10 protein-coding genes are annotated in these 11,668 nt (G+C 62.9%); 6 read left to right on the top strand and 4 right to left on the bottom strand.

Annotation, left to right across the window (positions count from 1 at the left end; genetic code table 11):
• Positions 1-76: 76 nt before the first annotated feature.
• Together AMK02_RS04770 and AMK02_RS04765 are read right to left on the bottom strand one after the other, a co-directional pair.
• Positions 77-1,591, bottom strand: a complete 1,515-nt coding sequence (locus tag AMK02_RS04770) for a malonate--CoA ligase (RefSeq protein WP_064800896.1) — start codon at positions 1,589-1,591, stop codon at positions 77-79.
• A complete protein-coding gene (locus AMK02_RS04765) occupies positions 1,588-3,009 on the bottom strand; it encodes a malonyl-CoA decarboxylase (RefSeq protein WP_064805931.1) in 1,422 nt (473 codons plus the stop codon). Before AMK02_RS04765 ends, AMK02_RS04770 begins: the two co-directional genes overlap by 4 nt.
• Positions 3,010-3,169: 160 nt before the next feature.
• Between AMK02_RS04765 and AMK02_RS04760 the strand changes: the two genes are divergently transcribed.
• On the top strand, positions 3,170-3,820 hold the full coding sequence (locus tag AMK02_RS04760; protein ID WP_064800895.1) for a GntR family transcriptional regulator: 651 nt from the start codon (positions 3,170-3,172) through the stop codon (positions 3,818-3,820).
• A gap of 6 nt (positions 3,821-3,826) precedes the next feature.
• Here AMK02_RS04760 and AMK02_RS04755 read toward each other — a convergent pair whose 3' ends face one another.
• A complete protein-coding gene (locus AMK02_RS04755) occupies positions 3,827-4,228 on the bottom strand; it encodes an acyl-CoA thioesterase (RefSeq protein ID WP_064800894.1) in 402 nt (133 codons plus the stop codon).
• 189 nt (positions 4,229-4,417) lie between these two features.
• Between AMK02_RS04755 and AMK02_RS04750 the strand changes: the two genes are divergently transcribed.
• The 4 genes from AMK02_RS04750 to AMK02_RS04735 all read left to right on the top strand — a co-directional run bounded on the left by AMK02_RS04750 (position 4,418) and on the right by AMK02_RS04735 (position 7,463).
• Positions 4,418-5,353, top strand: a complete 936-nt coding sequence (locus tag AMK02_RS04750) for a histone deacetylase family protein (protein ID WP_064800893.1) — start codon at positions 4,418-4,420, stop codon at positions 5,351-5,353.
• Between the two features lie 2 nt (positions 5,354-5,355).
• Entirely contained in the window at positions 5,356-5,607 is a 252-nt protein-coding gene (locus tag AMK02_RS04745; RefSeq protein WP_012482899.1) for an exodeoxyribonuclease VII small subunit, read from the top strand.
• Positions 5,608-5,693: 86 nt separating this feature from the next.
• Entirely contained in the window at positions 5,694-6,461 is a 768-nt protein-coding gene (locus tag AMK02_RS04740) for an SDR family NAD(P)-dependent oxidoreductase (RefSeq protein ID WP_064800892.1), read from the top strand.
• 78 nt (positions 6,462-6,539) lie between these two features.
• Positions 6,540-7,463 (top strand): pirin family protein, encoded by a 924-nt coding sequence (locus AMK02_RS04735; RefSeq protein ID WP_064800891.1) that lies wholly within the window; start codon positions 6,540-6,542, stop codon positions 7,461-7,463.
• Positions 7,464-7,499: 36 nt separating this feature from the next.
• On the opposite strand, the gene AMK02_RS04730 is transcribed toward AMK02_RS04735, so the two are convergent.
• The gene (locus tag AMK02_RS04730) at positions 7,500-9,476 is read right to left on the bottom strand and encodes a phospholipase D-like domain-containing protein (RefSeq protein ID WP_064800890.1); all 1,977 of its coding nucleotides are present in this window, start codon (positions 9,474-9,476) and stop codon (positions 7,500-7,502) included.
• 263 nt (positions 9,477-9,739) lie between these two features.
• Here AMK02_RS04730 and dxs point away from each other — a divergent pair, with 263 nt between their 5' ends.
• The gene (gene dxs, locus AMK02_RS04725; protein WP_064800889.1) at positions 9,740-11,656 is read left to right on the top strand and encodes a 1-deoxy-D-xylulose-5-phosphate synthase; all 1,917 of its coding nucleotides are present in this window, start codon (positions 9,740-9,742) and stop codon (positions 11,654-11,656) included.
• The last annotated feature ends 12 nt before the right edge of the window (positions 11,657-11,668 follow it).

Genomic DNA, 11,668 nt, shown 5'->3' with positions numbered 1-11,668 from the left:
CGCCTCCAGCGCCGTGGTTGCTGTTTGCGATGTTGATGCGGATACCGACGCGCCCTCCTCCCAGAGGGCAGTCGCCTTACGTCCTGGTGTAAAGATCGGCGTATTGCTGCCGCAGGATGTTCTTCTGAACCTTGCCCATCGTGTTGCGCGGCAGGTCCTCGGTGAAGATGATGCGTTTTGGCTGTTTGTAGCGGGCGAGACGATCCTGCAGGGCGCCGACAATGGTCTTTTCGTCCAGTACGGCGCCGGGCTTGCGCACCACGATGGCCGTCACGCCTTCTCCGAAATCGGGATGCGGCACGCCGATCACGGCGCTCTCGACCACGCCCTCGATCCGGTCGATCTCGCTCTCGACCTCTTTCGGATAGATGTTGTAGCCACCCGAGATCACCAGGTCCTTGCCGCGGCCGACAATATGCACATAGCCGTCGCTGTCGATCTTGCCGAGATCGCCGCTGATGAAGAAGCCGTCGCCGGTGAATTCGGCCGCGGTCTTTTCCGGCATGCGCCAATAACCCTTGAAGACGTTCGGCCCCTTGATCTCGATCATGCCGGTTTGTTCCGGCGGCAGCACGAGCCCGGTTGCGGGATCGGTGACGCGCACCCTCACATCAGGCAGCGGAAGGCCGACCGTTCCGGCAATGCGTTTGCCGTCGTAAGGGTTGGAGGTGTTCATGTTGGTTTCCGTCATGCCGTAACGCTCGAGGATCGCGTGGCCGGTCCGGGCCTCGAACTCGGTATGCGTTTCGGCAAGCAGCGGCGCCGAACCTGAGATAAACAGGCGGATGTTGGCTGCCGCCTCCTTGCCGAAGCGCGGGCTTTGCAGGAGACGCACGTAGAAAGTCGGAACGCCCATCAGCATCGTTGCCTCAGGCATCAGTGAAACGACCTCGTCGGCGTCGAACTTCGACAGCAGGACCATCGAGGCGCCGGCAAGCAGCGTGACGTTGGTGGCGACGAACAGCCCATGCGTATGGAAGATCGGCAAGGCGTGGATCAGCCGGTCGTCTGACGTGACGCGCCAATAGTCCCGCAAGGTCAGGGCGTTCGACAGCAGGTTGCCATGGGTGAGCATCGCCCCCTTGGAGCGTCCCGTCGTTCCCGAGGTGTAGAGGATCGCAGCCAGATCGTCGGCAGAGCGCGACGCGTCGACGAAATCGGCCGGCTCGTCGCGCGCCAGATCGAGCAACGAGCCGCTGCCGTCGGCATCGAGCGTTTCGACGATCGCGCCGTGACGCTGGGCGATCGTCGCGACGCCTTCGCGAGCAGCCGAGGCAACGACGACCAGACGCGGCTCCGCATCGCCGATGAAATAATCGAGCTCGGCCAGCGTATAGGCGGTGTTGAGCGGCAGGTAGACGGCGCCGCTGCGCAGACAGGCGAGATAGAGGATCAATGCCTCGGCGCTTTTCTCGACCTGCACCGCAACCCGGTCGCCGGGGCGAATGCCGAGCGTGTCCAACGCGCCGGCAATGCGGCCGGAAAGAGCGAAGGCGTCGCCATAGCTCCATGTCTGCCCGCTGCCGGTCCGCATGAACGGTGCGTCAGCGGGCGCAGCCGCCCGCATGGCGTCGAAAAGATGGTTGCTCACTTTCGCCCTCCAAGCGTTGAATTCATGATCTGTGCGAAGGCTCGAGAGCCTTGTTGGCCATTGCCGCCGCGGCGGCCTTCGTCGTTCTGGTTGAGCAGGCTTTTGACCGCAGGCGAGGCGATCACCTCGCCGCGCTGCGCCAAGGCCTCGTGGTTGGCCACGATGTCGTCGAGCTTGTAGAGATAGTTGACCATCAGACCGTGCGCCTGCTGCATCGCCTTCGGCGAGCGATCGCCGAGGAAATTCACTCTTTCAAGCCGGGCGCCATTGCCGAGATGGAAGCGGGCGACGGGATCGACCGGGCGGCCCTCCGGCGTGCGTTCTGTCAGGAAGTAGCGCGCAGCAAGCGGCAGTAGCACGCGCTCCACATCGGCCGCGCTGCTCTCGTTGTCGGGCCAGTCCGGATCGTCAAGCAAGGTCAGCGTTTTCAACGCCGCTTCGGATAGAGACCGATCGCCGGTCGCGGCGCGCAGCTTGGCAAGCCAACGGGCAAAGCCCGGGACAGGCGACAGCGTGACGAAGTTCTTGAGGCCCGGCAGGTCCTTGCGCAGATCTTCCACCACCTGCTTGATCAGGAAATTGCCGAAGGAGATGCCGCGCAGGCCGTCCTGGCAGTTGGAAATCGAATAGAAGACAGCGGTCGTCGCCTCGTCGGCGTTGATCTGCTCCCGCCCCTCATCGAGAACATCTGCGATCGCCTTCGGCACGGAGCGGGTGAGCGCCACTTCAACGAAGACGAGCGGCTCATCGGCCAGCCGCGGGTGGAAAAAGGCAAAGCATCGACGGTCGGCCGGCGCTAAGCGACGGCGCAACTCCTCCCAGCCGGCAATCTCGTGCACGGCCTCGTATTCGATGATCTTTTCGAGGATATACGCCGGCGTCGACCAATCGATGGGTCGCAGCGTCAGAAAGCCGCGATTGAACCAGGAGCCGAACAGGTGCGTGAAGTCGGCGTCCAGCGCGTGATAGGCTTCGGATCGGTTTTCGGAAGCAAGCAGCTGCTGACGCATCCGCACCAGCCTGGCGGTGCCGTTCGGCGCATGGTTCAACCGGCGCAGCAGCTCCTGGCGCCGCGGCTCGGCTGCCTGATGGAGCGCAATGACCGCGGCGGAGCTCTTGTCCGTACGGTAATTTTCAATCGCTTGGTCGAGCTTGCTTGCATCAGGCCCGAATTTCTCATGAAGCATATGAAAGAATTTCTGCGCATCCTCGCTCTCGAGCGCGCCCCAGCGATCGAGTATTTCGGCAGCAAGGGCTATGCCAGATGCTTCACCCCGGCTCGACAGGAGCATTTCACAGAGGGTCTGAAGATCGGCTTTGGCGGCGGCCTGCGTGTTGCGTGAGCCGGAAAACAAAAGCTGGCGACCGTGATCCGTGATGCTTTGCAGCATGTCGGTGAAGAAAGACGCCTCGGGCATGCCATTCTCCTCTCTTTCGAAGACGCCGCTCGATGCAGCCATCGGACATCGCTTCCCATCGCCGGGTTTCGCCGGTAGTATGTAGATTGTCATCTTTCGTACACGAGGTCAACATTTGTGTATACAAGAATGGCGTTTATGTATGAAGGATGTGAGACAAATGTCCGAGAATGTCGGCCGGTGGCTTCGGGATGAGATTGAAAATGCGATACTTTCCTACGAATTCGCCCCCGGCGAACGGCTTGACGAAACCGTGCTTGCCAATCGGTTCGGCGTGTCGCGAACGCCGGTGCGCGAAGCGCTGATGCAGCTTGACGCCATCGGGCTGATCGAAATCCGTCCGCGCCGGGGTGCGGTCGTGATCGATCCGGGACCGCACCGGATCTACGAGATGTTCGAGGTCATGGCCGAGCTCGAGGGCCTGGCGGGCTCGCTCGCCGCCCGCCGGCTGGACAAGGCCTCCCGCGAAGCGATCACCGCCACCCACAGCCGCTGCGAACAATCCGCCGCCGCCGGTGACAGCGATGCCTATTATTACGACAATGAGGCATTCCATAAGGCCATCTACGCCGCGAGCCGCAGCGATTTCCTGCAGGAGCAATGCGCGCAACTGCATCGGCGCCTGCGGCCCTATCGCCGTCTGCAGCTGCGCGTGCGCAACCGCCTGTCGACCTCGTTCTTAGAACATTGCGCCATCGTCGATGCGATCTTTGCCGGAGACGGCGACGAGGCCCGCCGCCTGCTGCGGACGCATGTCGGCATTCAGGGAGAGAGGTTCAGCGATCTGGTCGCAAGCATGGCGACGAGATAGAGTGACCTAATCCAAAAACCCATAAAGCCAATCGCGCGTTTCCTCCGGCAGCGAGGCCGGCTGCTGATCCTCGCCGCTGCGGGCCTGCCAGATGATCTCCACCTCGGCGGCGCGTTCCTCGCCGGTGTCAATCGAAACGAGGAAGCCGATGGAACGCACGCCGATCTTGTCGACGGCGGCGGTAAAAAGGGCCGGCTCGTCGTAATGCAGCGGGCGGTGGAGAACGCAGGTAATCTTGCTGGCGTTATAGACCGGTTCGTCCTCGACCTCGGGCCGAGCCGACCAGAAGCTCGCAATGACGGATTCGGCATAGGAAATATAGGAAGCCAGGAACATCCGGCCGTTCATATCGACATCGCGAAACGGTACATGTATTTCCGTCACACCCGGGCGTTTCGACTGACTCATCAACAACTCTGCCTGCAAAATTCCCCGTTAACGACAGTAGCACGGGGTTTTTCGAAGTAAACGGCTGAGATGACAGGAATTTATAATGCCACCGGCGGCGAGATGGTGCCGCGGGAGCACTTGTTGAAATCGGCGGGCAATGCCCCATCTGCAGTGGATCATGACAGAAGCGGCCGATAGAGTGTCTCCATGAGCACCCGTCTTTATGAACACCCGATCTTCCTGGAACATGTGACGCCCGCCGGACACCCTGAGCGATCGGACCGGATCCGCGCCATCAATGTGGCGCTGGAACATCCGAATTTCGAACGGCTGGAGCGTCGGCAGGCGCCCGAGGCAAGCGAGGATGCGGTGCTGCTCGCGCATCCGGAGGAGCATCTGACCGCCGTGATGCGCGAGATCCCCGAGGAAGAGGACCGGATCAACCAGCTCGAAGCCGATACCTATGCCAGCGTCAAGAGCCTGCAGGCGGCGCTGACCGGGATCGGCGGCGCGATGGCGGCGGTCGACGACGTCTTTTCCGGTGCCGCCGACAATGTCTTCGTCGCCGCCCGGCCGCCCGGCCACCATGCCGAAAAGACGACGGCGATGGGTTTCTGCTTCTTCAACAATGCGGCGATCGCCGCCCGTCACGCGCAGAAGCGGCATGGCGCCGAACGCGTCGCCATCGTCGACTGGGACGTCCACCACGGCAACGGTACCCAGGACATCTTCTGGGACGATGCATCCGTGCTGTTCTGCTCGACGCATCAGATGCCGCTTTATCCCGGCAGCGGCGCCAAGGAGGAGAAGGGCAAGCACAACACCATCGTCAACGCGCCGCTTTCGCCGAATGTCGGCAGCGACCATTTCCGCGAGGCGTTCAAGTCGCGCGTGCTGCCGGCGCTTGATGATTTCCGGCCGGATCTCATCATCATCTCGGCCGGGTTCGACGCCCATCACCGCGATCCGCTGGCGCAGATCAACCTGACCGGCGAGGATTTCGATTGGGCCACTGGCCGCGTTCTGGAACTGGCCGACCGGCACGCCAAGAACCGGGTCGTCAGCCTGCTCGAAGGCGGCTATGATCTGGAAGGGCTGGCCGAATCGGCCGGCATGCATATTCTGCGAATGATGAAGGGTTGAGAATGACTGACAGCGCCAAGCCGGAAGTGGCCGGCCTTTCCTTCGAAAAGGCGGTCGCCGAACTCGAAAGCATCGTCGCCCGGCTGGAACGCGGCGACGTGGCGCTGGATGAATCGATCGAGATCTACGAGCGCGGCGAAGCGCTGAAGAAACATTGCGAGACACTGCTTTCGGCCGCCGAAAACCGCATCGAGAAGATCCGGCTCGACCGCGCCGGCAAGCCGCAGGGCGTCGAGCCGCTGGACGGCGCCTGAGCGGATCGAAGAGCCTTTCGAAGGCGCTTGGCGATCGGCTGGCGGCCGATCTATGATCCCCTCCAGAACCATGAGGGGACAGACAAATGACGGATAGATTGAAGGGCAAGGTCGCTATCATCTCTGGCGGCGCGACCGGCATGGGTGGCGCTGCCTCGAAGCTGTTTGCGGCCGAAGGCGCGCGTGTCGCGATCATCGACCGCAATGGCCAGGCGGCGGCCGAGACCGTCAAGGCGATCCGCGATGCCGGCGGCGAGGCCGACTGCTGGACGGCCGATGTCTCGGATGAAGGCGCTGTCAAAACAGCCGTCGCCGGCGTCGAGGAACGCTACGGCGCGGTCACCGTGCTCTTCAACCATGCCGGCACGATCGTCATCAAACCCTTCCTGGAAACGACCGTTCAGGAATGGGACTGGCTGCACGCCGTCAATGTGCGCTCGATGTTCCTGATGACCAAGGCTGTGCTGCCGAAGATGATTGCCGCCGGCGGCGGCTCGATCGTCTGCACCTCGTCGATCTCGGCGGTCGCCGCCACGCCGATGGAAGTGCTTTACGACACCACCAAGGGCGCCGTGCATATGTTTGCCCGGGCAATTGCAGTGGAATTCCGCGACCGCAACATCCGCTGCAACGCCGTCTGCCCCGGCTTCATCCGCACGCCGCACGGTCTGCGCGAGGTGGCCGACCTGCAGGCGCTCGGCGTCGATGTTTCGGATGCCGCCATCGCCGCGCAGCAGGGGCGGATCGGCGAGCCGGAGGATGTGGCACGGGCCGCCCTTTATCTCGCCAGCGACGAGTCGAGCTTCGTCAATGGCGCCCATCTCTTCGTCGACAACGGCTTCACCGCCATCTGAGCGCAAGCCCATCTCGATTGGACGCGCGAGGTGTGAGTCTCTATCTATGGCCGACGTCCTTACAAGCGGAGACCCGTCATGTCCTTCTTTCCCGGTAAAGACCCCCTGCCCGGCGATGCCTTCGCCTGTGACGCGATCGAGAACCTGATCATTCCGCGCACCAGCGATATCGGCGGCTTCCAGGTGCGGCGCGCCCTGCCGACAAGGCAGCGGCGGCTGGTCGGACCGTTCATCTTCTTCGATCGCATGGGGCCGGCGATCCTGAAGCCCAACGAGGCGCTCGACGTCAAGCCGCATCCGCATATCGGGCTGTCGACCGTCACCTATCTCTTCGACGGCGAGATCCGCCATCGCGACAGCCTCGGCACCGAAAAGGTCATCCGTCCCGGCGATATCAACCTGATGACGGCCGGCCGCGGCATCGTGCATTCCGAGCGCACGCCCGAAAATCTGCGCGGCCACCCGCTGCTGATGTCGGGGCTGCAGACATGGCTGGCGCTGCCCGACGACAAGGAGGAGATCGATCCCTCCTTCGCCCACACGGAAAAGACCGACATGCCGCTGATCGAAACATCCGGCGTGCGCGGACGTGTCGTCATCGGCTCGTTCGAAGGCATGACATCGCCGGTCGGCACCTTCTCCGACACGCTCTATGTCGATCTCAACCTGCAGCCCGGCGTGCGCTTTCCCTTCGGCGCCGGCCATGAGGAACGTGCCGTCTATGTGCTGTCGGGCGAGGTGGTGATCGCGGGCGACCGTTTCGCCGCCGACCAGCTGCTGATCTTCCGACCGGGCGATGCGATCACGCTCGAAGCCGGCGGCGACGGCTGTCACCTGATGCTCTTCGGGGGCGCGGCGCTGAACTCGAAACGCTATATCTGGTGGAATTTCGTCTCCTCCTCGAAGGAGCGGATCGAGAAGGCCAAGGAGGAATGGCGCACCGGCCGCTTCGATATCGTGCCGGGCGACGAGGAGGAATTCGTGCCTCTGCCGGAAGGGTGACGGCGGCGATGCAGCGCCGCCGTCAACGTGCGAACATCAGCCCGCCGCGAAATAGCGCGTCAGCGCACCCTTCGTGCGATTGATGTAGCCGTCCTGCCAGCTGTCGTCGACGTTCAGAAAGCCCGACCAGCCTTTCTTGCCCTGCCGCTTCAGCTCCGCCTCGACGGCACGGAAGCGGTAATGATCGTAGACATCGAGGATATGCACCGCATAGGCTTCGGCAAGCGCCCGGTCGCCTTTGACGATCAACATGTTCTCGTCATTGGCGTACGAGGCCTTGAAGCCGAGATTGTGGCTGCCGAGGACGACGACGCAGTCCTCCGACAGGGGATCGATCACCAGCACCTTGTCGTGAATGATGGCGCCGACTTTCTTGGCCGTCAGCTCCTCCGCACCGAAATCCGCCAAAAGCTGGCGGTCGTCGATGCGCGAGGCGCGGACGATCGAGACATTGGCCTCGTCGAACGTATGGGGCGAGACGGCGTCGACATCGTCGTCCTCATCGTCGGGGTCGTTCTTCTTGCCGGCGACGTAATTGGGCATGGCCTGCGGGCTGGAAACGGCGCCGGTGACGATCAGCTTCTGATCCTTGAGGCCGATATCGATCGCCTCGCCGACGATGCAATCCCTGCCCGATTGGCCGGGATAGAAGGCGAGGAACAGCACGGCGTGCTCGGCACGGCGCATCAGCCGGTAGACCTCGCGCAGGTCCGGCGGCGTCGCCTTGCCCTTCTTGCGGCTCTGCATGTTTGGCGAAAACCATGCTTCGATCGAATCGCCATTGACGGTCGGGATGAGCGAAGGCGTTTCGTTCGAGTGCCGGAACGCCTTGCTCTGCTGGTTGTCGGGCATGCCGTCGTCGAATTCGACCGGCGCTTCCAGCGTCGCATTGTCTTCCAGCATCCGCTCCCAATACGAAACATAGGCCGCGGCGACGGCATCGTTCCTGACGATCAGCGCATTGTTGGACTGGCCGGCAAGGCCGGTGGCCGTCCAGTTGGTGCTGCCGGTGAAGACGCTGCGGTCACCGCCGGCCGGCGGAATATGGACGACGAACTTGTTGTGGCCGATCTGGCTCGAATTGTTGAACATGCGGTGGTGAATCTCGACGCCGGCCTCGATCAGCGCCGTGCGTGCGTGGGCATTGCGCACATCCCAATCGTCTCCGACTTTTCCGGTATTGGCGAGGATGATCCGCAGCTTGTCCTTGTTGGCAAGCAGCAGGTCGAGCAGTTCCAGGTCCTCCAGCTCATAGAGGGCGACAAGGAAGCGGCCGGGCGCATTCATGAAGTCCCTGAGCATCGGGATGACATCGCCGGCAAGATATTTGCGGATGCCGTTTTCCGGATTGGAGATCATGTCGATCAGCTCGTTCGGCTGCTTGACACCGTCTTCCAGCAGAACGTTGCGCAACCATTGGGCGGCAAGGATGCCGTTGGTGAAGCTGGATTCGAACTGGCCGCGCTTGCGCGTCACGTGCACAGGATTGGAGGCGACGGCCGGCCCGAGATAACCGAGCGGCCGCGGCGGCCCTTCATAGGCCTTGACCGCGATTTTCTCAAAGCTGCCGTTCTTCTCGATCGGCTTGCCCTTGTCGTCCCGCTTGTTGATCTCGACCGTCTGAGGCGTCGGATCGGGCGCGGCCTGCATGCCCGGTTTCAGGTCGCCGAGCGGGCGGATTTCATAGCGCACGCGGACCTCGTCCGGCCGCCGTTTCATTTCGTTGCGCCGCTTGCGCAGCGTCAGGTCGCGCCAGGAGAACTTCTGCACCGGCCAGAGCGAGGTGGTTTGCGGCAGCCAGTGCGGATTGCGCTGTCCCTTGAAGGCGACCCAGGCGGCGCAGGTCACACGGTCCTCGCTGCCATCAAGCTTTTTCGCCACGTTTCCCTGCTCGTCGAGATAAACGCGGACGACTTCGAACCCGAGGCATCCCTCGATCTTGGCATCGATGTCCCAGGCCACATAGGCGACCTCGTTGTTGACATAGGCATGCGCTGCAACAATCGTTCCCATGATCTGTCCCCCAGCCAGTGCGGCAACAGTGCTACCATTCCGTGTCATATTCAAGCTGCTCGCCGGTTTGCCGCGCGTTCGCTCGGCTGGGCAAATCAGGCGAATGCAACTCACAGAAATAGAAAGTCATATCTTCCGAAACCGCTCACACTTTTTTCCGCCATGCTCTAAGGTGAAAACCTTCGGTTCCTGAAATGCACTTGTTTTGCCCCGATCTAATCGAATAAAGCGAAACGAGGAAAAGCAAGAAAGAGCGCCCGCCCGTGACACAACTGCCGAAGACCCCCCTGCTCGACCAGGTCGTCTATCCCGCCGACCTGCGCAAGCTCGAGGATCGCGAGCTGCCGCTGCTTGCCCGCGAGGTCCGGGACGAAATGATCGATGCGGTGTCGCGCACCGGCGGTCATCTCGGCGCCGGTCTCGGCGTGGTCGAGCTGACAATCGCCATCCACAGCGTCTTCGATACGCCCAATGACCGGCTGATCTTCGATGTCGGCCACCAGTGCTATCCGCACAAGATCCTCACCGGCCGGCGCGACCGCATCCGCACACTGCGCCAGGAAAACGGGCTTTCCGGCTTCACCCGCCGGGCGGAAAGCGAATATGATCCCTTCGGGGCGGCGCATTCCTCGACCTCGATCTCGGCCGGCCTCGGCATGGCGATCGCCGCCGATCTCGAGAAGACCGACCGCCGCGTCATCGCCGTCATCGGCGACGGCGCGATGTCGGCCGGCATGGCCTATGAAGCGCTGAACAATGCCGGTGCCCTCGATGCCCGCCTCATCGTCATCCTCAACGACAACGACATGTCGATCGCGCCGCCGACGGGAGCGATGAGCGCCTATCTCGCCCGCCTCGCCTCCGGCCGCACCTATATGGGCTTCCGCGACTTCGGCAAGAAACTGACGGCCTATCTCGGCAAGAATATCGACCGGGCGATCACCCGCGCCGTCGAGCATGCCCGCGGCTACGTCACCGGCGGCACGATGTTCGAGGAGATGGGCTTCTATCATATCGGGCCGATCGACGGGCATTCCTTCGATCACCTGCTGCCGGTGCTGCGCAATGTGCGCGACAATGCGCGCGGCCCGGTGCTGATCCACGTCGTCACCCAGAAGGGCAAGGGCTATCCGCCGGCCGAAGCCGCCGCCGACAAATATCACGGCGTCAACAAGTTCGACGTCATCACCGGCGCCCAGGCGCGGGTGAAGCCGAACGCACCGAGCTATACCAGCGTCTTTGCCGAGGCGCTGGTGCAGGAAGCTGCCCTCGACGAGAAGATCGTCGGCATCACCGCCGCCATGCCGAATGGTACCGGCCTCGACAAGCTCGCCGAAGCCTTTCCGTCGCGCTGCTTCGATGTCGGCATCGCCGAGCAGCATGCCGTGACCTTCGCCGCCGGCCTGGCTGCGGAAGGCTACAAGCCGTTCGCCGCGCTCTATTCCACCTTCCTGCAGCGCGCCTATGACCAGGTCGTGCACGACGTGGCAATCCAGGGACTGCCGGTGCGTTTTCCGATCGACCGCGCCGGCTTCGTCGGCGCCGACGGCCCGACCCATGCCGGCTCCTTCGACACCGCCTTCCTCGCCACCCTGCCCGGCTTCGTGGTGATGGCGGCGGCCGACGAGGCCGAACTCAAGCACATGGTGCGCACGGCCGCCGCTTATGACGCCGGGCCGATCTCCTTCCGCTATCCGCGCGGCGAAGGTGTCGGCGTCGACATGCCGGCACGCGGCGAAATCCTGCAGATCGGCAAGGGCCGCATCGTCAAGGAAGGCACCAAAGTTGCGCTGCTTTCCTTCGGCACCCGGCTTGCCGACTGTCTGCTTGCCGCCGAGGACCTCGAGGCCGCCGGCCTGTCGACGACGGTCGCCGATGCGCGCTTCGCCAAGCCGCTCGATCACGATCTGATCCGCCAACTTGCCCGCCACCACGAGATGCTGATCACCGTCGAAGAAGGCTCCGTCGGCGGCTTCGGCAGCCAGGTGATGCAATATCTCTCGAGCGAAGGCCTGCTCGACAACGGGTTGAAGATCCGCTCGCTTGTTATGCCCGACATCTGGATGGAGCAGGCCAAGCCGGAAGCGATGAACGCCCATGCCGGGCTTGATCGCGCCGGGATCGTTTCGACGGTGTTCCGGGCGCTGGGGCGCAGTATTGCGGTTGGGGTTGCTGGATAATGATTGGTGAGG

It is taken from the genome of Rhizobium sp. N731, assembly GCF_001664145.1.
In the GTDB taxonomy this organism is placed as follows: Bacteria; Pseudomonadota; Alphaproteobacteria; order Rhizobiales; family Rhizobiaceae; genus Rhizobium; species Rhizobium esperanzae.
Note: the sequence above shows the minus strand (reverse complement) of the source record. Positions and strands in the feature narration are given on the sequence as shown.